Source organism: Limobrevibacterium gyesilva (assembly GCF_025989185.1).
GTDB classification, from domain to species: Bacteria; Pseudomonadota; Alphaproteobacteria; order Acetobacterales; family Acetobacteraceae; genus Limobrevibacterium; species Limobrevibacterium gyesilva.
On record NZ_JAPDNT010000005.1, the window covers coordinates 206,018 to 231,632 of the forward strand.

A 25,615-nucleotide genomic window follows, 5' to 3' on the forward strand; every position below is an offset into this window, starting at 1 on the left:
ACCACGCAAAAACATCTCCTGCATATAGGCCGGCGGTTAAACCGATTGGAGACTGGTTATGCGCTCGTCGTTCGACGTCTCGATCGGGTTAACCACGCCCAACGGAATTTGGATTGGTATCCGCCTGAAGCGCGAGATTCTTACGTTGGTCGCGGATCGAAACGCAGAGGTGGCCCTTGAGGGCGAGAAGATCGACGGAGGGCCTCTTATCCAAAACAAGAGGTCCTCCGACGGCACGATATAGATGCCCGGCCAGCGGCCGGCGGCTTTGCCCATGGTGCCACGGAAAGAGCATCGCTTTCTTGCCTGCCGACAATTTTTGTGACACAACAAAAACAATAACCGTTACGAGTCATGCAGTTGATTCGCTTGAAGGTCTGGGGCCCGCGCGCACTGTTTTCCCGTCCGGAAATGAAGGTGGAACGCGTCAGCTATGACGTGATCACGCCCTCTGCGGCCCGCGGCATCCTCGAAGCCATCCATTGGAAGCCGCAGATGGTCTGGCGTATCCGGCGCCTGCTTGTGCTCAATCCGATCCGCTTCGAGTCCCTCCGTCGCAATGAGGTCGGCTCCAAGATCCCGGCCGGGAAGGTCACCGCCGCCATGCGTGCGGGCTCGACGGAGGGACTTGCGCTGCATGTCGACAAGGACCGGCAGCAGCGCGCCGCGACCCTGCTCAAGGACGTCGCCTACGTCATCGAGGCGCGGATCGAATTGACGGCGAAGGGCCGCGCCGATCCGGCGGAATCCGTGCAGAAGCACCTGGAAATGGCGCGACGTCGCGCCGCCAAGGGCCAGTATTTCCACCACCCCTATCTCGGCACCCGCGAATTCGCCTGCGACTTCGAATTGCTGGAGGGTGAGCCGCTGCAGCCGCACGAAAGCCTGATGGGGGAGCGTGACCTCGGCTGGATGGCGCTCGACCTCGATTACGCCGTCGGGATGGAGCCGCAGTTCTTTCGCGCCCGCATGGTCGATGGCGTGATCGAGGTGCCCGCGCCGGGGGATGAAGGCGTGGTCGCGTGACCATCCTGCAATCTCTGGCCAGGCGGTATGACCGGCTGGCACGGGCGGGCGAGGCGCCGATCCCGGGCTTCGCGCCCTCGCAGATCAGCTTCACGATCGTCCTCGATCGCGAGGGGAACTACGTCACGACGCAGGACGAGCGCACCGGCGACGGGAAAAAGTTTCGGCCGCAAATCCGACTGGCGCCGGCAGCGCCCAAGCGCACCGTCGGCATCGCCAGCGGCGCCTTCTGGGACAAGACCTCCTATGTCCTCGGCCGCACCGCGCTCGATGAGACGGTCTTCGCCGCCAAGCAGGCGAAGGATGCCGAACGACTGATCAAGGAACATGCCGCCTTCCTGGCGCGGCATGAGAAGCTGCTGGGCGGCACGAGCGATGTCGGTTGCGCCGCCCTTCTCGGCTTCCTGAGGCGATGGCGCCCCGATCGCTACGATGCGCTGGCTCATGCGGCAGCGATGCTCGACCAGAACGTAGCCTTCCGGCTGGAGGGTGAGGCAGGCTTCATCCATGACCGCCCGGCTGCCCGTGCCGCGTTGATGGCCGAGGCCGGCGCGCACAATGCCGTGCTGGAAGGCATGTGCCTGGTCACCGGGAAGGTGATGCCGATCGTGCGGCTGCACCCTTCGATCAAGGGCGTGGCCGGCGCGCAGTCATCGGGTGCCGCGCTCGTCTCCTTCAACCACGACTCCTTCACCTCCTACGGCAAGATACAGGGAGCCAACGCCCCGGTGTCGGAAGCGGCCGCCTTTGCCTATGCCACAGCGCTCAACGGGCTTCTCAGCGCCTCTCACACCAACGCGAAGGGGCGTCCGGTCTACCCGAACCGCGTCATGCTTGGCGAAACCACCGTGCCCTTCTGGGCTGAGCATGGGGACGCCGAGAGCATCGTGCGCGCTATGATCGGCGATGAGGAAGAACTGGTCGAGGTCGGCGACGCGCTGCCGGTCGATGAGAAAACCGAGACCGCCAGGCTCGGCGACGTGCTGCACAGGATGCAGGATGGCATCCCCCTGCGGGATGCGGCGCCCAGGATGGATCCGGCGTCGCGAGTCTTTGTGCTCGGCCTCAGCCCCAATGCCGCGCGGCTGTCGGTCCGCTTCTGGGTGGAGCAGTCGCTGGCCGACTTCACGCGGCACTTCCAGCAGCACTGGGCGGATCTGCGGCTCGACCCCCCGCCGCGCCCCTGGCCGCCGCCGCTCTGGCGCCTGCTGCTGGAACTCGCCCCACAACGCAAGTCCGAGAGCATTCCGCCGCATCTCGGCGGCGAGGTCATGCGCGCAATCCTCACCGGCCTGCCCTATCCGCGTGCCCTGCTGATTCAGACCATCATGCGCATCCGGGCGGACCACGACGAGGAGGACCGGCGCACCGGCCGCACGCTCGAAAGGGTCAGCGACCTGCGCGTCGCTTTGCTCAAGGCCTGCCTTGCCCGGATGCACCGCTGGAAACTCATCGCGGAGGACGTGCCCGTGTCGCTCGATCTGGCCACCACGAACAGCGCCTATCGCCTCGGCCGCCTCTTCTCGGTGCTGGAGCGCCTCCAGCGCACGGCGCTGGGCCAGCGCAACGCGACCGTGCGGGACCGCTTCTATGCCTCGGCCTCCGCGACCCCGGCGCTGGTCTTTCCCTCGCTCATCCGCAACGCGCGTAACCACAGCAAGACCATTCGCTCCCGGAGTGGCCCCGGCCTCGCCGAATGGTTCGAGGACCATATCGCCGACATCGCATCCGGCCTCGGCGACAGCTTCCCCAAGGCGCTGCCGCTGGAGGAGCAGGGTCGGTTCGCGCTGGGCTACTATCACCAGCGCGACGTGTTCCGCCGCAAGAAGGACGTGCCGGCCGACATAGAGGCCGCCGAAACCACTGCCGATACATCCTCGGAGGAAGAGTGAGCCATGTCGGAGATCGTCGCCCCGCCCATCGCCAACCGCTACGACTTCGTTTTCCTCTTCGATGTCCGCAACGGCAATCCGAACGGCGATCCTGATGCCGGCAACATGCCGCGCATGGACCCGGAGACGGGGCGCGGCCTGGTCACGGATGTCGCGATCAAGCGCAAGATCCGCAACTACGTCGCCATGGCGCGCGCAGCGACACCGGGCTACGACATCTATATGCGGGATGGTGCCGTCCTGAACGTCGAGCACCGCAAGGCCTACCTGCATTTCGGGATAGAGCCCGACACAAAATCGAAAAAGGCGCCGAAAGACAAGGCGCAGGACCTGACGCGCTGGATGTGCGACAACTTCTTCGATGTCCGCACCTTCGGCGCCGTGATGTCGACCGAGGTCAATGCCGGCCAGGTGCGCGGCCCCGTGCAGCTCACCTTCGCCGAAAGCATCGATCCTATCGTGCCGATGGAAATCTCCATCACTCGTTCCTCCGTCACCAACGAGAAGGACGCGCTGCAGAACGACCGCACCATGGGGCGCAAGCATATCGTGCCCTATGGCCTCTATCGCGCCCACGGCTTTGTCTCGGGCCGCCTCGCCAATGACGGGAAGAAGGGCACCGGCTTTTCGGAGACCGATCTCGCCCTGGTGTGGGAGGCGCTGGCCAACATGTTCGACCATGACCGCGCTGCCGCGCGAGGAGAGATGACGGCGCGTGGCCTCATTGTCTTCAAGCATGACAGCGACCTCGGCAATGCCCCCGCCCACAAGCTGCTGGAGCGCGTGACAGTGGCGCGGGTGGGCAATGGGACCGGCAATGACGGCCCGCCGCGCGGCTTCGGCGATTATGCAGTGACCGTGAACGAGACCGACCTGCCGCCGGGCATCACCGTCGAAGCCAGGATCTGATGGACAAGGCGATCGTTTCGGACGCCGATCTCATCGCCCTCTCCTCCCTGCAGCACTACCTGTTCTGCCCGCGCCAATGCGCGCTCATCCATATCGAGCAGGCATGGGCCGAGAATGCCGCGACCGCCGAGGGCCACGTCGCGCATGAGCGGGTTCACGCGGTCGAGTCCGAGATGCGGCGGGGAGTCCGCACCGTGACCGGCATGCCGCTGCGCTCCGACCGGCTGGGAGTTACCGGCATCGCCGATGTCGTGGAGCTGCATCGCGGCGTGGATGGCGCCTGGCGGCCCTTTCCTGTGGAGCATAAGCGCGGCAGGCCCAAGGCCCACCGCGCCGACGAGGTGCAGCTTTGTACCCAGGCCATGGCGCTGGAAGAGATGTTTGCGGTGGAAATCACCGAGGGCGCGCTGTTCTACGGACAACCCCATCGGCGCACGCCGGTCACCTTCGATCTGGCCCTGCGTGCCCTGACGCAGGAGATGGCAGCGGCCACCCATGCTCTCATCGCCGGCGGCCGCACCCCGCGCATGGGCTACGACAAGAAGCGCTGCGACGCCTGCTCACTGATCGAGATCTGCCGCCCGCAGACCACTGGCGCCACGCGCTCCGCTTCTGCTTGGCTCGAAGCGCAGATCGATGCGTAAGCTTCTCAACACACTCTATGTCTCAACGGAGGGCGCCTACCTCCGCCGCGACGGGCTGAACGTCGTAGTCGAGGTCGAGCGCGTGGAAAAGCTGCGTGTTCCGCTGCATCTTCTGGGCGGCATCGCGGTCTTCGGACAGGTATCGCTGTCCCCGGCGCTCATGGGCAGCCTCGCGGAAGCCGGGGTGGTCACCGCCTTCTTTAGCATGACCGGCCGTTTCCTTGCGCGCGTGGAAGGCCCCGTCTCCGGCAATGTGCTGCTGCGGCGCGAGCAGTATCGCGTGATGGACGACGGTCCCGCCTGCACGCGCCTCGCCCGCGGCATCGTGGCGGCCAAGGCGCTCAACCAGCGCGGCGTACTGCAGCGGGCGCTGCGCGACCACGGATCGGCACTGGCCGATACGGCGCGGGAGGCGCTGTCCGCCGCCATCGATCGCATGCAGGACATCGCACGGCGGGCCTTGCACGAGACCGATCTGGACCGCCTGCGCGGCCACGAGGGGGAGGCGGCTGCCCTGTACTTCGGCGTTTTTGGCCATGCGCTGCGGGTGGCAGACCTCGCCTTGGCCTTCCGCGGCCGGAACCGCCGCCCGCCGATGGATCCGCCGAACGCACTCATCTCCTTCATCTACACCCTGCTTGTGCACGATTGCCGCGGCGCGCTGGAAGGCGTGGGGCTGGATCCTGCCGCCGGCTTCCTGCACCGCCTCCGTCCCGGCCGGCCAAGCCTGGCCCTCGACCTGATGGAGGAACTGCGCGCGCCGTTGGCCGACCGGCTCGCGCTCTCGATGCTCAACCGGCGTGAGCTGGGACCGAGCGACTTCCGGGTCATGGAGAATGGCGCCGTCCTGCTGGTGGAGACGAGCCGCAAGACGGTGCTGACGGCCTGGCAGGAGCGCAAGCGCGAGGAGATCGAACACCCGTTCCTCAAAGAGCGCACGACGCTCGGCCTGCTGCCACATGTACAGGCGAGCCTTCTCGCCCGCACCCTGCGCGGCGATCTCGATGTCTATCCGGCCCTGATCTGGAAGTAACGGATGCTGGTTTTGGTCACCTATGATGTGGAAATAACCTCGCAGGGCGGCGCCCGGCGCCTGCGTCGCATCGCCCGGGCTTGTCAGGATTATGGGCAGCGTGTGCAGTTCTCGGTCTTCGAGATCGAGTTGGCGCCGGATCAATGGGTGCTGCTGCGCGCCCGGCTACTCGCCGAGATGGATGCGACGCGCGATAGCCTGCGCTTCTACTTCCTGGGCAGCGGAGGCCGCCGCCGGATTGAGCACGTCGGCGCGAAGACTGCTCTGGATTTCGATGCGCCCCTGATCGTATGAGATGCAGTCGGCTGCGGGTTCCGCGGAACCAGATGCCGGCCTCCGCCAGTGGCCCCGCGCGAACCAGAATCGTCCGGCGTTTTCCCGACCGGTTCGCGAGCGGTCTTTGTCATTGTAAATCAGACTATTATCTTAGACGTGCTGCACCATTCCTGATGGCGTGGGCGCGGTACGGTCGGTTTCGCGCAAACTGGCCGCTTTCGCCTGCTTTTTCCGTCGTGTGTGGCGGAGGGGTCGCTCCCCGTGCGGGAGCGCGGATCGAAACATCAATTCCCGCCGCCAGCCCGTCCAGACCTGGAGTCGCTCCCCGTGCGGGAGCGCGGATCGAAACCAGACGTTTCCGACGCTCACGGTTGCCGCCCCGCCGTCGCTCCCCGTGCGGGAGCGCGGATCGAAACCAGGTTAGCGGACATCTGCACTCTCCACTGTGCGGGCCACGTCGCTCCCCGTGCGGGAGCGCGGATCGAAACCAGGTTACCCGCGCCGTGCGCCTGCCCCGACAACGTCGCTCCCCGTGCGGGAGCGCGGATCGAAACAAGCTGGCGCCGGGCAGCGTGAACATCGACACATCGTCGCTCCCCGTGCGGGAGCGCGGATCGAAACCGCTTCACCACCACGTCGAACAACGCCTGGGTCGTCGCTCCCCGTGCGGGAGCGCGGATCGAAACTGATGATGACCGTCCTCTCTCTCTGCGACTACACGTCGCTCCCCGTGCGGGAGCGCGGATCGAAACTGCTGAGCCGTTGCCGGCTGGGCACGATCTGACTGTCGCTCCCCGTGCGGGAGCGCGGATCGAAACTCCCTCGATCCGGCGGGGACCATTCCCTCGCCGAGTCGCTCCCCGTGCGGGAGCGCGGATCGAAACAGCGATCGCGTGGCGGCCTCCGCACAGTCCCTCCGCGTCGCTCCCCGTGCGGGAGCGCGGATCGAAACTGGCCGAGATCGGCCGGCTGAGCGGGGAGGGCTGAGGTCGCTCCCCGTGCGGGAGCGCGGATCGAAACTCGCGCTACGAGTGCGTCGCGCCGCCCGCTCCGCGCGTCGCTCCCCGTGCGGGAGCGCGGATCGAAACTCTGCCAGTATTCGCGGGGCCGGGGCGGGGGTGCGGGTCGCTCCCCGTGCGGGAGCGCGGATCGAAACAGCGCGACAACTGCCGGACTATTCGGCGGATCGTGTCGCTCCCCGTGCGGGAGCGCGGATCGAAACGATATCGCGAACAAGCATCCGCGCCGCCCGGCAGGTCGCTCCCCGTGCGGGAGCGCGGATCGAAACTGTTTGAGATTGCGCGCCAAATCGCGATGCAGGCGTCGCTCCCCGTGCGGGAGCGCGGATCGAAACAGGTCAGCCGGTTGATGACCTTGGCGAGGTGTTGTCGCTCCCCGTGCGGGAGCGCGGATCGAAACGTTCTGGAGCCGAAGCAGGCGCTGCCCGTGACCGGTCGCTCCCCGTGCGGGAGCGCGGATCGAAACTATAAACTCATCGATCTGTTCACTGTTGAACAACGTCGCTCCCCGTGCGGGAGCGCGGATCGAAACACGACCATTTACGGAAAGTTGAGTGTGCATTGAGTCGCTCCCCGTGCGGGAGCGCGGATCGAAACCACGCCCTCGGCCATTTCGCTACCTCACCCGAACAGTCGCTCCCCGTGCGGGAGCGCGGATCGAAACACGGTGTCATGTAGCGGTGTCGCGCAACCGACATTGGTCGCTCCCCGTGCGGGAGCGCGGATCGAAACCGTCAGGCCGAGTCCGTCACCATCGAAGGCCGCGCGTCGCTCCCCGTGCGGGAGCGCGGATCGAAACGAGAACTACCTAGGCGACATCTACACGACGAACGTCGTCGCTCCCCGTGCGGGAGCGCGGATCGAAACAGGGTGGCCCGGTGACCGGCGGGGCAGCCGCGGCGGTCGCTCCCCGTGCGGGAGCGCGGATCGAAACGCAATCGTCATTCTGGTTGACTTAGGAAGACGCGCGTCGCTCCCCGTGCGGGAGCGCGGATCGAAACATCGAGGTCGTGTATCAGCAGACCGGCCCGACCGGTGTTGTCGCTCCCCGTGCGGGAGCGCGGATCGAAACATCGACGCCCAGGCGGCGCGGCTGTCCAAGGCGGGTCGCTCCCCGTGCGGGAGCGCGGATCGAAACGAGATCGTTGATCTGCACCAACAGCTCGTCCGCCGTCGCTCCCCGTGCGGGAGCGCGGATCGAAACGATCAATGGCGTCGCTAGCCCTTGGTTCCTCAGCCAAAAGTCGCTCCCCGTGCGGGAGCGCGGATCGAAACGATCACCCACACGAGTTGCGCGCGCACGCCGAATTTGCGTCGCTCCCCGTGCGGGAGCGCGGATCGAAACGATCGGCCATCCATCGGCATCGAAGCCGACCGTCGTCGCTCCCCGTGCGGGAGCGCGGATCGAAACATGCGTGTGTATTGCGAGCGACGCCGCGCTTGGCGTCGCTCCCCGTGCGGGAGCGCGGATCGAAACAGGTCAGCCGGTTGATGACCTTGGCGAGATGTTCGTCGCTCCCCGTGCGGGAGCGCGGATCGAAACCACTCGGGACGATCAGACACTCGATGAAGTCGATTGTCGCTCCCCGTGCGGGAGCGCGGATCGAAACGACCACCGGCGAGCCGAGCGGACGCGGCGCAGACTGGTTGTCGCTCCCCGTGCGGGAGCGCGGATCGAAACGACCACGGCCAGTCCGAAGCTGTCGTGGTCTGGCGGTCGCTCCCCGTGCGGGAGCGCGGATCGAAACAAGTGACCAGCGACCCGAAACCCACCCACTGGGGTGTCGCTCCCCGTGCGGGAGCGCGGATCGAAACAGACGAACTTCGCCATCCGCCCCGAGCCGACCGCGTCGCTCCCCGTGCGGGAGCGCGGATCGAAACCGCCATTTGCGACGCGGAAGCGCGCCTGACCCACTGTCGCTCCCCGTGCGGGAGCGCGGATCGAAACATCGCCAAGCAACGCGATCTCATCGGCGCCAACGTCGCTCCCCGTGCGGGAGCGCGGATCGAAACAGCAACGCATCGCCGGAGAACCCGTCGACCTCGCGTCGCTCCCCGTGCGGGAGCGCGGATCGAAACTTAGACATGCCGCTTCCTTCGCGTTGCCTTCTCGTCGCTCCCCGTGCGGGAGCGCGGATCGAAACCCGCAGACCAGGCAGCGAGCGCCATCTGTGCTCGGTCGCTCCCCGTGCGGGAGCGCGGATCGAAACCGGATCTCGGGCAACGGCGCCGCCGGCGGTTACGGCGTCGCTCCCCGTGCGGGAGCGCGGATCGAAACCGGGCGGTCGTGTCGCTGCCCGGCACCCAGCCGGAGGTCGCTCCCCGTGCGGGAGCGCGGATCGAAACAACCTGATCGAGCAGGCGTGGTACAGCGCCTCGCAGGTCGCTCCCCGTGCGGGAGCGCGGATCGAAACTTTGTGGCCGACGCCAGCGGCCCGGGACTATCGGGGTCGCTCCCCGTGCGGGAGCGCGGATCGAAACTTGCTGGCGCGGACTAATCTGACGACTGCGGCGAGTCGCTCCCCGTGCGGGAGCGCGGATCGAAACCAGGTGTTGGTGTAGCCGTGGTCAAAAGCTTGTTGTCGCTCCCCGTGCGGGAGCGCGGATCGAAACCTTACCAAGGCACGGGGAGTCCTGCCGCGACATTAGTCGCTCCCCGTGCGGGAGCGCGGATCGAAACCCGGCGGCAGGGTGCGCGTCAGAGTCAGGTACAGCGTCGCTCCCCGTGCGGGAGCGCGGATCGAAACATCGCGGTGGACGGCCAGCCCTACACCGGGGCAAGTCGCTCCCCGTGCGGGAGCGCGGATCGAAACAGCCAGTTTGGTCTGTGGTGGGCTCTTGGTGTACGTCGCTCCCCGTGCGGGAGCGCGGATCGAAACAGCGATGCGGTCGAGGCCGGCCTTGAAGCTGCTTGTCGCTCCCCGTGCGGGAGCGCGGATCGAAACCTCGGCCAGCCGGATCGAGGGGCCGCTTACGGTCGTCGCTCCCCGTGCGGGAGCGCGGATCGAAACTCCGGAACGTCGTTGAGGGCCCAGATAGACGCCGCGTCGCTCCCCGTGCGGGAGCGCGGATCGAAACAGCAATCTCGCTGAGGCCGCGGCCTACGCGCTCAAGTCGCTCCCCGTGCGGGAGCGCGGATCGAAACCGCGAGCCTTGCCCGCCACACTCGACCCACCTCCGTCGCTCCCCGTGCGGGAGCGCGGATCGAAACTCCCTGCCCGGCCTGCTCATCGGCACCGGCCTCGTCGCTCCCCGTGCGGGAGCGCGGATCGAAACAGCAAGACGATCCCACATCGCCACCGCAACCGAGGGTCGCTCCCCGTGCGGGAGCGCGGATCGAAACTCCATGTCGCTCACGCGGCCCGCTCCGCCACCTCGTCGCTCCCCGTGCGGGAGCGCGGATCGAAACCTTGAGTGTCTGGAGGTGGAAGTAGACGCGGGCGGTCGCTCCCCGTGCGGGAGCGCGGATCGAAACATTGCTCACGTCGCAACCCTGGCGGCGGAAGTCGTCGCTCCCCGTGCGGGAGCGCGGATCGAAACGGCGCGGACATCTCCCTGTCCGCAACCGGCGACCGTCGCTCCCCGTGCGGGAGCGCGGATCGAAACTTTGTTAGACCCCAGCGAAGATGATCTTGTTGACGTCGCTCCCCGTGCGGGAGCGCGGATCGAAACATCAACCAGACCATGCCGGCCTTGGTGGCGCAGGCGTCGCTCCCCGTGCGGGAGCGCGGATCGAAACTCCTTGCCTGGGCTGCTCATCGGCACCGGCTTGGCGTCGCTCCCCGTGCGGGAGCGCGGATCGAAACTATTTCATGGACGACGGCAACCAAGCAGAATGGGGTCGCTCCCCGTGCGGGAGCGCGGATCGAAACCGCCTGAGCAAGAAGCCGCCCCACACCGCGAGGGCGTCGCTCCCCGTGCGGGAGCGCGGATCGAAACCGTCACTCGGCGGCGCGGAAGTGCCGCTCGTAGGGTCGCTCCCCGTGCGGGAGCGCGGATCGAAACGTTGCGGTCATAGTGTGCAAACTCTGCATCCGACGTCGCTCCCCGTGCGGGAGCGCGGATCGAAACAGTCGGACCGTTCCACGCAAAGTGGCAATCGGGGGTCGCTCCCCGTGCGGGAGCGCGGATCGAAACTGGGCCTTCGAGGGCTTCGCGTCGGATGCGCGCCTGTCGCTCCCCGTGCGGGAGCGCGGATCGAAACCGGCACCTATGTCACCGGTCATATTGTGCGCAACGTCGCTCCCCGTGCGGGAGCGCGGATCGAAACGGCAAGATCGCGACGATGTGGAATGCGTATCTCGCGTCGCTCCCCGTGCGGGAGCGCGGATCGAAACTCCGAGCGTGTGATGTCGTGATACCCGCGACTGAGTCGCTCCCCGTGCGGGAGCGCGGATCGAAACCAGCCTATCTGCGAGAAGTCGTTCCCGTTCGAGCGTCGCTCCCCGTGCGGGAGCGCGGATCGAAACCGCCATGCGCAGGGCTTCGCACGCGCGAATGAGGCGTCGCTCCCCGTGCGGGAGCGCGGATCGAAACGCGTCGAACGTCGTTCCTGCGCGATTCCACAGCGGTCGCTCCCCGTGCGGGAGCGCGGATCGAAACAAGGCTGGCCAGCGGGGGGCGCTGTGATGCCGGTTGTCGCTCCCCGTGCGGGAGCGCGGATCGAAACGCGATCTGGCCGCTCTGGATTGTGGTTTCCGGGTGTCGCTCCCCGTGCGGGAGCGCGGATCGAAACCTTTTCGAGAGTTACGAAATCACCTGCGGGGGGCGTCGCTCCCCGTGCGGGAGCGCGGATCGAAACCGCCTGTGCGCGGCACGGTGATGTGATCGCAAGCGTCGCTCCCCGTGCGGGAGCGCGGATCGAAACGCGGTTTACCAGTGGAAGACGTCCGGCGTTCCGGCGGTCGCTCCCCGTGCGGGAGCGCGGATCGAAACTCCTCATACTCAATCTGGCGAAGGCGGGCGACGTGTCGCTCCCCGTGCGGGAGCGCGGATCGAAACAATTCACCTCTTACAAAGCTGGCAGGATTTGCTTGTCGCTCCCCGTGCGGGAGCGCGGATCGAAACCAGCATGGGCGTCTGTGCCATTTACATTTTCCTTGTCGCTCCCCGTGCGGGAGCGCGGATCGAAACGGGGGCTTGCTCCATCAAGGCGATGAGTCGCCGTACGTCGCTCCCCGTGCGGGAGCGCGGATCGAAACAAGCGGAATATGGCGGACGCCCTGGCCCACCACGTCGCTCCCCGTGCGGGAGCGCGGATCGAAACCAGTCTTTGATGCCCGTATCCGGCCGCGCCACACGTCGCTCCCCGTGCGGGAGCGCGGATCGAAACAAGTTCGCGACCCTTGACGCCGTGAACGATATGATGTCGCTCCCCGTGCGGGAGCGCGGATCGAAACGCGATCAGCGTGAGCGAATTGATGTCGGTTCCGTTGTCGCTCCCCGTGCGGGAGCGCGGATCGAAACTACCGGTTCCGCCGGCGGGGCTCGGCCGAGGAGATGTCGCTCCCCGTGCGGGAGCGCGGATCGAAACCCATCGTCCGGCACATGGACGATGGCACCGACGAGTCGCTCCCCGTGCGGGAGCGCGGATCGAAACGTTGAAGCCTTGATCTCGCGCATGGTCTTGCCAGGTCGCTCCCCGTGCGGGAGCGCGGATCGAAACTAGGCTACCAACGCGACCGCCAGCCGGGCCCGGGCGTCGCTCCCCGTGCGGGAGCGCGGATCGAAACCTTCCACAACAATTTCGGGGTTTAGGTTGACAGCGCGTCGCTCCCCGTGCGGGAGCGCGGATCGAAACACCAGCGTCGTGACAATGGCGGCGCCAACGAGAAGTCGCTCCCCGTGCGGGAGCGCGGATCGAAACGGCAATCGACACAAGCGCCGCCAGAATTTTCGCGTCGCTCCCCGTGCGGGAGCGCGGATCGAAACATTGGCGTGACGGAGAAAGCCACGGTCGACGGAAGTCGCTCCCCGTGCGGGAGCGCGGATCGAAACTTGGCACCCGCCTGCCGCTCGCGCCTGACCACCTCGTCGCTCCCCGTGCGGGAGCGCGGATCGAAACTTCCGTTGCCCGCGCCGCCGAGTGCGGGGTTCGGACGTCGCTCCCCGTGCGGGAGCGCGGATCGAAACTGCCAGCCAGACGAGCGTCATGTAGGCTCGCACGTCGCTCCCCGTGCGGGAGCGCGGATCGAAACAAATCGTGATTTGCAAGCGCAAGGCTCGCGCCGTTGTCGCTCCCCGTGCGGGAGCGCGGATCGAAACGCGTTCGGCGCCGCGATCCTCGGCCAGAACTACAGTCGCTCCCCGTGCGGGAGCGCGGATCGAAACGGTTGGATCGTGGCAGGACGGCCGATGTCTGGCGAGTCGCTCCCCGTGCGGGAGCGCGGATCGAAACAGGTCAACGTCTTGCTGCTGGTTGTGAAGCTGCTGTCGCTCCCCGTGCGGGAGCGCGGATCGAAACGAGGATTTGCCGCTCGTTGATCATCCGAAGGCCGGGCGTCGCTCCCCGTGCGGGAGCGCGGATCGAAACCATCCGCAGGGGTTCGGGCAGCACGGCGATGTAAATCGGCGCCACCCGGTAACCCCTGCGATGCCAACCGAATCAATGGCTTAGCGCGCCGATCGGCGTCGGGACCCCACGCCGAAACACACCAGAAGCTCATATGTCACGCCAACCGCGCTCCCGACCACTGGCCGCGAACCACCAAATCTCGTGCAGCCTCCTCCACGAGTGACACGACTGTCGCTGCCGCCGGGGACAGCGTCGCTTCCGCCGCGTGACACAACACGATGCTGCGATGGCAGCCCCCCTCTGCAAAGGGCTTCACCCGGACGCGGCCCTGGTTGATATCCATCCGAAGGCAGCCGCCGGGAAGGAGCGAGACGCCAAGTCCCGCCTCGACGCACTGCGTGATCAGGGCGATGGCATCGACCTCGTATTTGACGTTCAAGGGCAAGGAGCGTGAACGAAAATGTCCTTCGGCCGCGGCGCGCAAGCCATTGCCGACCGAGGGCAGGATGAATTCGTGCCTGGATGCCTCGATGAACGAAATATGGATCCCGCGCGCCTTCTCACCCCGTCGGACCGGCTCGACGAAGAGAAGCTCTTCCTCCAGTAGGGGCTGGCAGAAGAGGCCCGAGGCCGAGCGCGGGCTCGCCATAATCGCGAAGTCCAGCTTGCCGGCGCGGATATTGCCACTGAGCACATGGCTATGCTCCTGCTTGAGCTCCAGGCGCACGTCGGGGTAACGCTCGGTCGTTAGTTGCAGCATCGGCAGGGCAAGCACCGTCATCAGGCTGTGCGGCAGGCCGACGGTCACCACGCCGGATGGCCGTTCAACCGCCTTGCGCACGTCGAGCCTGGCGCGGTCAAGCTGCTTGAAGATGATCTGGCAATGCTCGTAGAGCCGCGCTCCCGCCTCCGTCGTTGCGACGCCCTTGGCCGAGCGCTGCAGCAGGGGAGTGCCGAGTTCTTCTTCCAGCGCCTGGATGCTCTTGCTGAGGGCCGGCTGGGCGACGTTCAGGCTGTGGGCCGCTCTGCTGATGCTCTTGGCCTCAACGATATTGCTGAAATAGCGAAGCTTGCGGAGGTCGATCATCTGCGTGGCCGTCGGTGATACGCGCGAAAGGGCATTCCTTCGAGGAATGCCCTCCTAACAACATGATATTTGTCGACTTGGCAAGCGAGGGATGGAATACGCGCGTCGCCATCGCGAATGCCAGGCTGGAACTCGGCGGAGCGACAGCGGCGAAGTGATAACCTTCTCTCATAGGCGCTTGCCAATGCCTGTTAATCGCTCTCCATCGATGCGCAGTAAGCTCTTCGTGCCGGGCTCCCGGCCGGAGCTTTTCGACAAGGCCTGGCAATCGGCGGCCGACGCGATCTCCCTCGATCTCGAGGATGCAGTCACGGCCGACCGCAAGGCCGAGGCGCGCGGCTATGTGGCGCAAGCGCTGGGCCGCCACGCTGACGACGACAAGATCGCCATCGTGCGGGTCAATCCCTGGGGCGAGGCGCTGTTTGCCGACGACATGGCGGCCGTGGTGCGGCCCGGTCTCGACATCGTCAATCTGCCGAAGATCGAAAGCATTGAGCCGATCATCGAGGCCGCGCGCCTGCTCGACAGGCTCGAGCGTGAACGGGGGATCGACCGGCCGATCGGCATCCTCGCCAATATCGAGACACCGCGCGGCCTGCGCATGGCCGCCGAGATCGCGCTGGTCCATAAGCGCGTCATCGGCTTGCAACTCGGCTTCGGCGATCTCTTGGAACCGCTGGCGATCGAGCGCAGCCCGGCCGCGCTCGTGCCGGTGCGGCTGGCGGTCCGCTTTGCGGCGGCCGAGGCCGGAATTGACGCCTATGACGGTGCTTTCGTCGCAGTATCGGATAGCGAGGCCTATCGCGCTGACGCCGAGGCGGCCCGCGCGCTCGGCCTCGCCGGCAAAAGCTGCGTCCATCCGAGCCAGATCACGACCGCCAATGCGGTCTTCTTCCCGCGCCCGGCGGAAATTGAGAATGCGCGGCGGATCGTCGACAGGGCCGACGAGATGCTGGCGCGCGGCGTCGGCGCCTTCACCGTCGATGGAGTCATGGCCGACGGACCGTTCATCGACCGGGCCCGCGCGGTGCTGAAGATCGTCCAATCGGCAGACCAGCATGTCTGAGGCCATGAATACCGAGAGCGCTGCGCCTATGGCCGAAGGCCCGCTGAAGGGCCTGCGCGTCATTGACAGCGCGACGCTGTTCGCCGGGCCGATCATCTCGACGCTGATGGGCGATTTCGGTGCCGATGTCATTAAGATCGAGCACCCGAGCGGCGATCCGCTGCGCAACATGGGTGCCAAGAAGGGCGGGCACGGCCTTTGGTGGAAGACCACGGCGCGCAACAAGCGCTGTATCGCGCTCGACCTCAAGGCCGCCGAGGACGCAGAAATCTTCAAGGCGCTGGTCGCAGATGCCGATATCCTCGTCGAGAATTTCCGCACCGGCACGCTGGAGAGCTGGGGCCTGGGTTGGGACGTCCTCTCCAAGATCAACCCGCGCCTCGTCATGGTGCGGGTGACGGGTTTCGGCCAGACTGGGCCCTATAACCGCCGCGCCGGCTTCGGCACGCTGGCCGAGGCGATGTCGGGTTTCGCTCATATCACCGGCCAGCCCGATGGCCCGCCGACCCTGCCGCCCTTTGGCCTCGCCGACGGCATCGCCGCCTATTACGGCTGTTTCGCCTCGATGTTCGCGATCTACGAGCGCGATATCGGCGGCAGCGGTCAGGGCCAGTACATCGACCTCGCCATCTACGAGCCAATCTTCGCCTTGCTCGGTCCGCAGCCGATCATCTTCGACCAGCTCGGCATCATCCAGAACCGCACCGGCAACCGCTCAGTCAACAATGCCCCGCGCAATGCCTATCGCACCCGCGACGGCCGCTGGGTGGCGCTCTCGGCGGCGGCGCCGAGCATCGTCAAGCGCGTGCTCGACCTGACCGGCGGTCCGGGGACGGCCGATGACCCGCGCTTCCAGACGAATCTCGACCGCATCAAGTATGTCGAGGAGATCGATGCAATCGTCGGCGGCTGGATCGCAAGGCACGACCTGCAAGAGGTGCTGGAGATCTTCGAGCGGGTCGAGGCAGCGATCGCACCGATCTACGATATCGAGCAGATCTTCCACGACCCGCAATACATCGCGCGCAACTCCGTCGTATCGGTGCCCGACGAGGATCTCGGCCCGGTCAGGATGCAGAATGTCTTTCCGGTGATGTCGCGCACGCCCGGTGCCATCCGCTCCACTGGCGGCAGGGTCGACCAGCATCGCGACGAGATCCTAGACGAGCTGCGGGCGGCAGGCAGGCTGCCGGCGTTCGGCACGCGAGCGGAGGGGGAACGATGACCCGCGTCTGGCATCCGAGTTTGAAGAGGCCCCGAGACTTCGTCGGCTATGGTCGCAAGCGCCCGGACCCGTGCTGGCCTGGCAAGGCGCGGGTTGCGGTGAATTTCGCCATCAACTACGAAGAGGGCTCGGAATACAGCGTCCTAGATGGTAGTGGCCGCACCGAGCTCGGATTGGCCGAGGCGCCCGGCGGACGCGTGCCGGCGGGCCAGCGCGATCTCGCCTTCGAGACCATGTACGAGTATGGCAGTCGCGTCGGCATCTGGCGACTGTTCGAGCTGTTCCATGAGCGGCAACTACCGGCGACCGTGTTTGGTTGCGCGGTCGCACTCGAACGCAATCCCGAGGTAGCCGAGGCCGTCACTTCCTCGAATTTCGACGTCTGCTGCCATGGCTGGCGCTGGGAGGAGCATTTTCGCCTAAGCGAGGAGGAGGAACGCGAGCGGATCGCGCGCGCCGTCGCCTCGATCAAGCGCACGATCGGCAAACGTCCGCTCGGATGGTACTGCCGCTTCGGGCCGAGCGAGAACACGCGCCGGCTGCTCGTGGAGGAGGGTGGGTTCCTCTACGATTCAGACGCTTACAATGATGAGCTGCCCTATTGGGTCGAAGTTGAGGGCAGGAACCATCTCATCGTGCCCTATACGATGGATGCCAATGACGGGAAGTTCGCGGCCCCGTCGGGCTTTTCCGCGCCCGGCGATTTCGAGAGCTACCTGAAGTCAACGTTCGACCAGCTCTATGAAGAAGGCGCCGAGAGGCCTGGCTTGATGTCGATCGGCCTGCATCCACGCATCACCGGCCGACCGGCGCGCGCCCGCGCCTTGGCGAATTTTCTCGATCACATCCTGAAACATGACCGCGTCTGGATTTGCGGGCGTCTCGACGTCGCGCAGCATTGGCATGCCCAGCACGCGCCCTCCGAGGCGGACTGATGAGCACGAACGGCACGCAACCCTGGGACGCCTATCTGACCGAGGCCGACCGCGCCGTGCTGGCGCGCGGGCGCTTCGCCCGGCGCATGGGCTTCGGCGCCAAGCCCGCGATCGTGGTCATCGATACGCAGCGTTACATGGTCGGCGAGCGCGGCATCCGCGACGAGCGCTATCCCTCGTCGTGCGGCGAGATCGGCTGGGTGGCGGTCGACCGAATCGCCGCGATCCTTGATGCCGGACGCGCTGCCGGCGTGCCGATCTTCCTCTCCCGTTTCGCGCTCGATGCCAGCGGCAACGACATCGGCGTCTACGGCCGCAAGCGCGCTTTCATGAAGGAGCGCGAGGACTGGTGCATCGACGGGACGCCCGGAGCTGAACTGCTGCCGGAAGTCGGGCCCAAATCCGGCGACATCGTCTTCGTCAAGAAGAAGCCGAGCGGTTTCCATGGCACGCCCCTCCTTGGCTACCTCGTCGAGCGTGGCATCGACACGGTTATCGTGCTCGGCGGCGCCACCAGCAACTGCGTCCGCGCCACCGTCTTCGACGCCGCCTCCTATAATTACCGCGCAATCGTACCGGCCGATGGCGTCTTTGACCGGCTGCCGATTTCCCACGCCATTAGCCTCTTCGACATGGACCGGCAGTTCGCCGACGTTACGGACGCGGCCACGGTCATCGCGGAACTGCAGAAAAACAGAAAGAGGGGATAAGCCAATGAAGCAGCTCGCCTTGGCGGCGCTCGCGCTCGCTGCATCGACATTCGCCGCCCAAGCGCAGGAGACCTGGCGCATCGGCGCACTCTATCCGCTGACGGGTAGCCTCGCACTGCTCGGCAACGAGAATCTCAACGGCGCGCGCATCGCCGTCGACATGATCAACGAGAAGGGCGGCGTCGTCGGTAAAAAGGTCGAGCTCGTCCAGGGTGACGCCTCGACGCCGGACAAGGCGCAGTCGGAGGCCGAACGCCTGTCCTCGCTCGAAAACCTCCAGATCATCACCGGCACCTATTCGAGCGGCCTGTCCTATGCCGCGAGCCAGGTGGTCGAGCGACGTGGCGGCCTCTACTGGGAGACCGGCGGTATTGCCGACGGTCTGACTAAGCGCGGCTTCAACGGCTATTTCCGAATCGTCTTCACAGCGACGTCGAACGGCCAACTGGCGGCCAATCTCGCGGCGAGCGCCATCGCCCCCAGGCTTGGCAAGAAACCGGCGGATCTCACCCTTCTCGTCGTGCACGAGGATTCCGATTACGGTACTTCGGTCGCGACCGCGGCCGAGAACAAGGCCAAGGAACTCGGCTTCAAGGTTGCCGGCCGTCTGCCCTACAAGGCATCGACCACTGATCTCGCCTCGCTCGTCCTGCGCATGCGGGCGAGCGGCGCAGATATCATCATCGCCTCGTCCTATGCCAATGACGCGCTCCTGATCCAGCGCCAGATGAAGCAGCTCGGCGTCAATGTCGGCGCCTTCATCGGCACCGGCGGCATCTACGGCCTGCCGAGCTTCGGTGAAAGCCTGGGCAACGCCGTCAATGGCATCTTCGACACCGAAGGCTCCGCCGCGATCAACCCGGCCTCGCTCTCGGAGGAAGCCCGCACGCTGCTCGCCGAGTTCCAGAAGCGCTTCGAGGCCAGCCAGGGCAAGCCGCCGTCTTATGTCGGCACCCAGGGGTTCGTCGGCACCTATATCCTGCTCGACAAGGTGCTGCGCGAGGCCGGCTCGGCCGATCCCGCCAAGATGAAAGCAGCCGCGCTCGCGCTCGACATCCCCACTGGCGGCACCTCGCTCGGCTGGGGTGTGAAGTTCGCCGGACCGGGCAACGAGATGCAGGGCCAGAACGAGCGCTCGTTTCCGGTCGCGCAGCAATGGCAGAGCGGCAAGCTCGTGGTGGTGGCGCCGGAGAACGTCAAGACGGCTGATCCCGTCCTGGTGCCGCTTCCGGCCTGGGACAAGCGCTGACGCGGCCGCGGTGGCTGATTGAACCCGCCCACATCCAGCTTTTCACTTTTCGAATCGATCACGTTCATGATTTTGGATCGACCGGATCCAAAATCATCGTGACCCAGGCCCGGAAACGAGATGCTCGACATCCTTCCTCAGTTGCTGGTCTCAGGTCTGCTGATCGGCGGCGTCTACGGATTGCTGTCGATCGGCTTGACCCTGATCTTCGGCATGCTGCGCATCGTCAATTTCGCACAGGGCGAGTTCATCATGTTCGCCATGTTCGGCGCCTTCTGGCTGCATGCGCTCTGGGGGATCGACCCCTATCTGTCGATCTTCATCATCACGCCGGTCGTATTCGGGCTCGGGCAGCTGATCGAACGGGTGGTAATCAAGCCGATCCTGCACGCGCCGCACGCGATGCAGATTTTCGCCACTTTCGGCCTCTCGGTCGTCCTGCAGAACCTCGCACTGACCTTCTGGGGGCCGGATTATCGCTCGGTCCAGACCTCCTACACCTCGCAATCCTTCATCGTCGGTAATGTCGCGATCTCGGCGACCTCGCTCTACGCCTTCCTCGTCGCGTTCCTGATGGCGGGTGCGCTGATGGCCTTCCTGCAATTCTCCCGCGATGGCAAAGCGCTGCGCGCCATGGTGCAGAACCGCTATGCCGCTTCGCTGATGGGCGTGAACACTGACCGGCTGAATCGGCTCGCCTTCGGCGCCGGTGTCGCCTACGCCGCGGTTGCCGGCTGCATCCTGACGCCGATCTACTACACTTACCCAACCGCCGGCGTTGACCTGATCATCACCGCCTTTGTCGTTGTCGTCCTCGGCGGACTCGGTAGCGTTGCCGGCGCCATGGTCGGCGGGCTGATCATCGGCGTCACCCAGACACTCACCGGCTTCTTCATCTCGGTCGAACTCAAAGATGTCATCGCGCTCGTGCTGTTCATCCTGATCCTGCTCATCCGCCCGCAAGGGCTGTTGGGCCGCGCCGGCATGGAAGAGGTCGGCACCAAATGAGCGCGCTTTTCAACGACTATTATCTCAACATCGCCGTGATGACCTGCTTGTGGGCGGCTCTGTCGGGCGCCTGGAACCTGATGGCAGGCTATGGTGGGCTGGTCTCGCTCGGCCAATCAGCCTTCTTCGGCATTGGCGCCTACATCACCGCGATCGTCTACACGAAGTATGGACTCTCGCCCTGGCTCGGTCTAATCGCCGGTATCTTTGTAACGACGGGACTTGCCGTAGTGATCAGCTGGCCCTGTTTCCGCTTGCGTGGCGCCTTCTTTTCGCTCGCGACGCTGGTCTTCCCGATCGCGATGGAGATCGTCGCTAATAACTGGAGCGACTTCACGCGCGGGCCGAGCGGCATCGCCATCCCGTTTCGGCCCGGCCTCGACACCTTCATCTTCAGCTCGCGCTGGGCCTATCTCATCGCCGCATTCGTGCTGATGATGATGGTCTATGGCATCACGCGGTGGATGCATCGCGGCAAGCTCGGGCTATACCTGATCGCGGTTCGCGACGACGAGGCGACGGCCGCGAGCGCCGGCATCAACACGGTCAAGGTGAAGCTGGTCGTCACCATGATCAGCGCTGCGCTGACCGCGGTCGGCGGCTTCTTCTATGCCCAGTACATCCTGTTCCTCGACCCGCCGAGTGTGTTCTCGATCGACATCTCGGTGCAGATCGCGCTGCTCAGCATCATCGGCGGGCTTGGGACACCGCTTGGGCCGATCGTCGGCTCGCTGGTGATGACGCCACTAGACGGCGTGCTGAGCCAGTTCTTCGGCGGCGGGCCGCGGCTTTTGATCTATGGTGTCGCGCTGCTGGCGGCGGTGCTGCTCGCGCCGAAGGGCATCGTCGGCACGATGAAGGCATGGCGGCGCTCATGACAGGCACTCCCACTCAAGCCGCCGCCGGCAAGGAGTTGATGCGCGCGAGCGGGCTTGTGCGCCGCTTCGGCGGACTGGTCGCCGTCAACGAGGTCTCGCTCAGCGTGGCGACTTCCGAGATCGTCGGGTTGATCGGCCCGAACGGCGCCGGCAAGACCTCGCTGTTCAATATACTGAGCGGCCAGCTCAAGCCTGACTCCGGCAGCGTCAGCTTCTCCGGCAAGGATATCACCGGCGCCTCGGTCACGATCTGCGCGCGGGCCGGCATCGGCCGCACCTTCCAGATCGTCAAGCCGCTGACCAGCCTGACCGTGCATGAAAATGTCATGGTCGGCGCGCTGCTGCACCATCCGCTCGCTGCGGCGCGTGACAAGGCGGCCGAGATCGTGCGCCGGGTCGGCATGGGGCCACTACTGGAGCGGCCGGCCGGCAGCCTGACGCTGGAATCGCGCAAGCGACTCGAACTCGCCCGCGCCTTGTCGATCGAGCCCAAGATCCTGCTGCTCGACGAGATCCTCGCCGGTCTTAACGCCTCCGAGATCAACGAGAGCATCCATCTGATCAGGAGCTTCGCGCATGAGGACGGGCTCGCTGTGATCATGATCGAGCACAACCTCCATGCCGTGATGTCGCTCGCCGACAAGGTCGTGGTGCTCGATTACGGGCGCAAGATCGCCGAGGGCAAGCCGGAGGCGGTCGTGCGCGATCCCGCGGTGGTGGCCGCCTATCTCGGGAGCGACGACTGATGGCTCTCGACATTGTCGATCTCGTCGCCGGCTATGGCGACATCACCGTGCTGCGGGGCATCAACTTGTCGGTGCCCGCCCAGGGCGTGGTTACCCTGTTGGGAGCCAATGGTGCCGGCAAGACCACGACGCTGAATGCGATCTCCGGCCTGCAAGCGAGTGTGAGCAGCGGCGCGATCCGGCTGGAGGGCACGGACCTCACGCGGATGCCAGCGCATGAGCGGGTCGAAGCAGGGATCGCCCATGTCCCGCAGGGGCGGCAGCTCTTCCCGTTCATGAGCGTGCGCGAGAATCTCGAACTCGGAAGCTATGCGCCGCGTGCCCGAGGCCATGATAAGGATGTGCTCGACCGGGTCTTTAGCATCTTCCCGCGCCTCAAGGAGCGGCTCCGCCAGCAGGCCGGCTCTCTCTCAGGCGGCGAGCAGCAGATGTGCACGATCGCCCGTGGCCTGATGTCAAAGCCGCGCTACCTGCTGCTCGACGAGCCCTCGCTCGGTCTCGCGCCGATCGTGGTCAAACAAGTCATGTCGGTCATCCGCCAGATCGCGGGACAAGGGATCGGCGTTCTTCTCGTCGAGCAGAACGTGGCCCTCGCGCTCAAGCAGGCGCAATACGCCTATGTGCTCGAGCATTCCGAGATTACGATCGCGGGGCCAGCCACCGAACTCCAGAATGATGACCGGGTCAGGAAGGCCTATCTCGGCCTCTGACACTCGCCGCCGATCATCGACACCAGCTTTCGAAAGGAGAGTGCCATGAACCTCCAGCTTGCTGGCAAGGTCGCGCTCGTCACCGGCGCCAGCGTCGGCCTCGGCCGCGCCATCGCGCAAATGCTTGCCGAGGAAGGCTGCCGCTTGGCGATCGTTGCCCGTCGCGAGGAGCGTCTGCAGAAAGCCGCCGACGAGATTGCGGCTCTGGGTCATGCACGGCCGCTGGTGGTCGCCGCCGACATCACTGAGCGCGATGCGGCCGAGCTGATCAAAGGCAAGGTGCTTGCCACCTTCGGCCGACTCGACATCCTCGTCAACAATGCCGGCGGCTCGCGACCTTTCGACGGGCTCGGTACGCGCGAACAATGGGACGAGGCGATGGCACTGAACTTCCATGCCGGGCGCGAACTCGCCCATGCCTTCGTGCCGGTTATGCAGGCGCAGAAATTCGGCCGCATCATCAACCTGACCGGCGGCGACGAACCGTTGGCCATCAATGGCGGCATCCCACCGAACGGTGCGACGCATATTTGGGCGAAGTCGCTCTCGCGCGTCGTCGGTAAGGACGGCATCACAGTGAACTCGATCCCGCCCGGCCGGCTGCATTCCGAGCAGATCGACGAGAAGCTGCTTCCGACAGAGGAGGCCCAGCGCAAATGGGTCGCGGAGAATTGCCCCGCCGGCTATATCGGTGAGCCGGAAGACTTGGCCGTGCTCGTCGCCTTTCTGGCCTCGCCGCGTGCGCGCTACATCACGGGCCAGGTGATCCATGTCGATGGCGGTGCGCGGCGCTTCTCACATTAAATACCCAACGAGGTGCACAGATGGACAAGCGAAATTCGTCACCTGTCATAGCGTGAGAGCGTGTCGTATATTCGCTCTTGTCGGAATATCTTCGATTCACGTAGGCGTCAGCGGCTCGCCATCCTTGACGTCAGCGGCTGGCGTATTCAGGCCGTTTTGAGTTCGAGGGCTTCTTTACAGTTCCAGGGCAACAACTCGCCAAGTTTGGAAGTGAGATGCCCACTTGCAAGCCGGTCGATCACGTAGGTCCGATAAGCTTCTGGATCCACGGCGTTCAGCTTTGCGGTTTCGATCAGGGTGTAGAGGATGGCGGCCCGATCGCCGCCCTGGTCGGATCCAATGAACAGGAAGTTCTTGCGGGTGACGGCAATACCGCGCAGCAGCCGCTCGGCGACATTGTTGTCGATGGCCAGGCGGCCATCATCGGCGTAGCGGGTCAGTGCTTCCCATCTGCCGAGGGCGTATTGCAGCACCTTGCCCAGCACGGTCTTGCCCGAGGCACGTCGGCGCTGGGCCTCCATCCAGCTCTTCAGGGCGATCAACAGAGGCTTGCTGCGCGCCTGCCTCTCGGCGTGGCGGTGGGCGGCGGACTTGCCGGTGATCTCGGCCTCGATGGCGTAGAGCGCCTGGATGCGCCGCAAAGCCTCCTCGGCGATCGGCGAGCCGGTCGCCTCGTGCACGTCGAACAGCTTGCGCCGGGCGTGGGCCCAATACGCGGCGTGCCGGATGCGTGCGGGTTTACCCGGCTGCGGTCGATACAGCGCGTCGTAGCCCGTGAACGCGTCGGCGTGCATGACCCCGCTGAACCCGGCCAGGTGATCGCGTGGACGCTCGCCACGGCGGTCGGCCGAGTAGCGGGAGAACGCCGCCGGTGGATCCGGTCCGGCGGGTGGGCGCAAATCCACGGCATAGATCCGGAACCGCGACAGCCGGGTTTTGCCGGTGCCGGGCGCCAGGGTGCGGATGGGCGTGTCGTCGGTGTGCAGCACCGGCTGCGCCATCACATAGGCGCCGATCAGCCGGGCCACAGGTGCCAGCCACCACGCAGCGCGGCCGATCCAATCGGCCAGGGTCGCGCGGTCGATCTCGACGCCCTCCCGCGCCAGGATGACCGATTGGCGGAACAGCGGCAGGCCGTGGCAGTACTTCGCCACCGCCACATGCGCGATCAGTCTCGGCCCCGGGCGACCGCGTTCGTTAGGCAAGTCAGGCGCGGGCGCCTGGAAAACCCGCTCGCATTGGCGGCAGGCATAACGGGGGCGAATATGGCGGATCACCTTGAGCCGGGCGGGTATCTTCTCCAGCACCTCGGTCACGTCCTCGCCGAGGCTGGCGAGTTGGCTCCGATCGCCGCAGTCACACACCATCTTCGGCTCGTGCATCACGGTCTCGCGTGGCAGATGCTCCGGCAGCGGCTTGCGCACCGGCTTGGAGCGCTGCCTGGGAGGTTCCGCCGCGGCTGGATCCGCGATCGCGGCCCGGCGCTCGGCCTCGTTCTCCTCCAGGTCCTCGAGCCGCAGCTCAAGCTGGGCGATGTCGGCGTCGAGGCGCTCGGAGGATTGGCTATATTGCTGGCGGCGCAGGGCCGCCAACTGCACCCGAAGATGTTCGATCTCCAGAGCCGCCGTGCCGAGCTGGGCTCGCGTCGCGGCCAACTCCAGCCGCAATGCGGCGATCTCGTCCTCGGGCGTGCGGTATGCCAGATCCACGCGGCATTCTAGTACTACAGTTGCGTTTTATGGGCTTGGTAGTGGGCCTCAGCCGCACCGAACTGATGGCGTTGTCGCCAGGCGGACCACGCCAGGACGAACGGCGAGCGCAGGGCCGATCGTAACAACAGCTTTGCAATCAGACCTCGGATTTCTGGGACGCTGGGCAAGCCGA

18 protein-coding genes and 1 CRISPR repeat array are annotated in these 25,615 nt (G+C 65.8%); of the genes, 16 read left to right on the plus strand and 2 right to left on the minus strand.

Annotated elements, in window-relative coordinates:
- Nucleotides 1–354 precede the first annotated feature (354 nt).
- The 6 genes from cas5c to cas2 are packed head-to-tail and all read left to right on the plus strand — an operon-like array spanning nt 355 to nt 5,798.
- Nucleotides 355–1,026 (plus strand): type I-C CRISPR-associated protein Cas5c, encoded by a 672-nt coding sequence (cas5c, locus tag OL599_RS10055; protein ID WP_264713581.1) that lies wholly within the window; start codon nt 355–357, stop codon nt 1,024–1,026.
- Entirely contained in the window at nt 1,023–2,918 is a 1,896-nt protein-coding gene (gene cas8c, locus OL599_RS10060; protein WP_264713583.1) for a type I-C CRISPR-associated protein Cas8c/Csd1, read from the plus strand. The genes cas5c and cas8c overlap by 4 nt, the downstream gene beginning before the upstream one ends.
- A gap of 3 nt (nt 2,919–2,921) precedes the next feature.
- Entirely contained in the window at nt 2,922–3,827 is a 906-nt protein-coding gene (gene cas7c, locus OL599_RS10065) for a type I-C CRISPR-associated protein Cas7/Csd2 (protein ID WP_264713585.1), read from the plus strand.
- Nucleotides 3,827–4,471 carry a CRISPR-associated protein Cas4 gene (cas4, locus tag OL599_RS10070; RefSeq protein WP_264713587.1) on the plus strand — a complete coding sequence of 215 codons (645 nt, stop codon included), beginning with the start codon at nt 3,827–3,829 and terminating at the stop codon, nt 4,469–4,471. The genes cas7c and cas4 overlap by 1 nt, the downstream gene beginning before the upstream one ends.
- The gene (gene cas1c / locus OL599_RS10075; protein WP_264713588.1) at nt 4,464–5,504 is read left to right on the plus strand and encodes a type I-C CRISPR-associated endonuclease Cas1c; all 1,041 of its coding nucleotides are present in this window, start codon (nt 4,464–4,466) and stop codon (nt 5,502–5,504) included. Before cas4 ends, cas1c begins: the two co-directional genes overlap by 8 nt.
- A gap of 3 nt (nt 5,505–5,507) precedes the next feature.
- A complete protein-coding gene (gene cas2, locus OL599_RS10080) occupies nt 5,508–5,798 on the plus strand; it encodes a CRISPR-associated endonuclease Cas2 (RefSeq protein WP_264713590.1) in 291 nt (96 codons plus the stop codon).
- 233 nt (nt 5,799–6,031) lie between these two features.
- Nucleotides 6,032–13,331: direct repeats of the CRISPR family, unit length 32 nt; unit sequence GTCGCTCCCCGTGCGGGAGCGCGGATCGAAAC.
- A 136-nt stretch (nt 13,332–13,467) separates the two neighbouring features.
- Here cas2 and OL599_RS10085 read toward each other — a convergent pair.
- Nucleotides 13,468–14,400, minus strand: a complete 933-nt coding sequence (locus tag OL599_RS10085) for a LysR family transcriptional regulator (protein ID WP_264713591.1) — start codon at nt 14,398–14,400, stop codon at nt 13,468–13,470.
- Nucleotides 14,401–14,608: 208 nt separating this feature from the next.
- Here OL599_RS10085 and OL599_RS10090 point away from each other — a divergent pair, with 208 nt between their 5' ends.
- The 10 genes from OL599_RS10090 (at nt 14,609) to OL599_RS10135 (ending at nt 23,731) form a co-directional block, all read left to right on the plus strand.
- On the plus strand, nt 14,609–15,466 hold the full coding sequence (locus tag OL599_RS10090; RefSeq protein ID WP_264713592.1) for an HpcH/HpaI aldolase/citrate lyase family protein: 858 nt from the start codon (nt 14,609–14,611) through the stop codon (nt 15,464–15,466).
- 28 nt (nt 15,467–15,494) lie between these two features.
- Nucleotides 15,495–16,691, plus strand: coding sequence for a CaiB/BaiF CoA transferase family protein (locus OL599_RS10095; protein WP_264713593.1), 1,197 nt, complete (start codon nt 15,495–15,497; stop codon nt 16,689–16,691).
- Nucleotides 16,688–17,626 carry an allantoinase PuuE gene (locus tag OL599_RS10100; protein WP_264713594.1) on the plus strand — a complete coding sequence of 313 codons (939 nt, stop codon included), beginning with the start codon at nt 16,688–16,690 and terminating at the stop codon, nt 17,624–17,626. The genes OL599_RS10095 and OL599_RS10100 overlap by 4 nt, the downstream gene beginning before the upstream one ends.
- Nucleotides 17,626–18,336 carry a cysteine hydrolase family protein gene (locus tag OL599_RS10105; RefSeq protein WP_264713595.1) on the plus strand — a complete coding sequence of 237 codons (711 nt, stop codon included), beginning with the start codon at nt 17,626–17,628 and terminating at the stop codon, nt 18,334–18,336. Before OL599_RS10100 ends, OL599_RS10105 begins: the two co-directional genes overlap by 1 nt.
- Before the next feature lie 4 nt (nt 18,337–18,340).
- Nucleotides 18,341–19,585 carry an ABC transporter substrate-binding protein gene (locus OL599_RS10110; RefSeq protein WP_264713596.1) on the plus strand — a complete coding sequence of 415 codons (1,245 nt, stop codon included), beginning with the start codon at nt 18,341–18,343 and terminating at the stop codon, nt 19,583–19,585.
- Nucleotides 19,586–19,705: 120 nt separating this feature from the next.
- Nucleotides 19,706–20,593: a branched-chain amino acid ABC transporter permease gene (locus tag OL599_RS10115; RefSeq protein ID WP_264713597.1), complete on the plus strand. Its 888-nt coding sequence runs from the start codon at nt 19,706–19,708 to the stop codon at nt 20,591–20,593.
- Nucleotides 20,590–21,471, plus strand: coding sequence for a branched-chain amino acid ABC transporter permease (locus OL599_RS10120; protein WP_264713598.1), 882 nt, complete (start codon nt 20,590–20,592; stop codon nt 21,469–21,471). The genes OL599_RS10115 and OL599_RS10120 overlap by 4 nt, the downstream gene beginning before the upstream one ends.
- Nucleotides 21,468–22,217, plus strand: coding sequence for an ABC transporter ATP-binding protein (locus OL599_RS10125; RefSeq protein ID WP_264713599.1), 750 nt, complete (start codon nt 21,468–21,470; stop codon nt 22,215–22,217). Before OL599_RS10120 ends, OL599_RS10125 begins: the two co-directional genes overlap by 4 nt.
- Nucleotides 22,217–22,927, plus strand: coding sequence for an ABC transporter ATP-binding protein (locus OL599_RS10130; RefSeq protein WP_264713601.1), 711 nt, complete (start codon nt 22,217–22,219; stop codon nt 22,925–22,927). The genes OL599_RS10125 and OL599_RS10130 overlap by 1 nt, the downstream gene beginning before the upstream one ends.
- 45 nt (nt 22,928–22,972) lie before the next feature.
- Nucleotides 22,973–23,731, plus strand: a complete 759-nt coding sequence (locus OL599_RS10135; protein ID WP_264713602.1) for an SDR family NAD(P)-dependent oxidoreductase — start codon at nt 22,973–22,975, stop codon at nt 23,729–23,731.
- 146 nt (nt 23,732–23,877) lie between these two features.
- On the opposite strand, the gene tnpC is transcribed toward OL599_RS10135, so the two are convergent.
- Nucleotides 23,878–25,440, minus strand: coding sequence for an IS66 family transposase (gene tnpC / locus OL599_RS10140; protein ID WP_264713603.1), 1,563 nt, complete (start codon nt 25,438–25,440; stop codon nt 23,878–23,880).
- Between the last annotated feature and the right edge of the window lie 175 nt (nt 25,441–25,615).

Coding starts and splice junctions, on each gene's coding strand:
- cas2 (WP_264713590.1), top strand. CDS start 5,508: ATGCTGGTTTTGGTCACCTATGATGTGGAAATAACCTCGCAGGGCGGC.
- OL599_RS10135 (WP_264713602.1), top strand. CDS start 22,973: ATGAACCTCCAGCTTGCTGGCAAGGTCGCGCTCGTCACCGGCGCCAGC.
- OL599_RS10100 (WP_264713594.1), top strand. CDS start 16,688: ATGACCCGCGTCTGGCATCCGAGTTTGAAGAGGCCCCGAGACTTCGTC.
- cas7c (WP_264713585.1), top strand. CDS start 2,922: ATGTCGGAGATCGTCGCCCCGCCCATCGCCAACCGCTACGACTTCGTT.
- cas1c (WP_264713588.1), top strand. CDS start 4,464: ATGCGTAAGCTTCTCAACACACTCTATGTCTCAACGGAGGGCGCCTAC.
- cas4 (WP_264713587.1), top strand. CDS start 3,827: ATGGACAAGGCGATCGTTTCGGACGCCGATCTCATCGCCCTCTCCTCC.
- OL599_RS10085 (WP_264713591.1), bottom strand. CDS start 14,400: ATGATCGACCTCCGCAAGCTTCGCTATTTCAGCAATATCGTTGAGGCC.
- OL599_RS10105 (WP_264713595.1), top strand. CDS start 17,626: ATGAGCACGAACGGCACGCAACCCTGGGACGCCTATCTGACCGAGGCC.
- cas5c (WP_264713581.1), top strand. CDS start 355: ATGCAGTTGATTCGCTTGAAGGTCTGGGGCCCGCGCGCACTGTTTTCC.
- OL599_RS10090 (WP_264713592.1), top strand. CDS start 14,609: ATGCGCAGTAAGCTCTTCGTGCCGGGCTCCCGGCCGGAGCTTTTCGAC.
- OL599_RS10095 (WP_264713593.1), top strand. CDS start 15,495: ATGGCCGAAGGCCCGCTGAAGGGCCTGCGCGTCATTGACAGCGCGACG.
- OL599_RS10130 (WP_264713601.1), top strand. CDS start 22,217: ATGGCTCTCGACATTGTCGATCTCGTCGCCGGCTATGGCGACATCACC.
- OL599_RS10115 (WP_264713597.1), top strand. CDS start 19,706: ATGCTCGACATCCTTCCTCAGTTGCTGGTCTCAGGTCTGCTGATCGGC.
- OL599_RS10120 (WP_264713598.1), top strand. CDS start 20,590: ATGAGCGCGCTTTTCAACGACTATTATCTCAACATCGCCGTGATGACC.
- OL599_RS10110 (WP_264713596.1), top strand. CDS start 18,341: ATGAAGCAGCTCGCCTTGGCGGCGCTCGCGCTCGCTGCATCGACATTC.
- OL599_RS10125 (WP_264713599.1), top strand. CDS start 21,468: ATGACAGGCACTCCCACTCAAGCCGCCGCCGGCAAGGAGTTGATGCGC.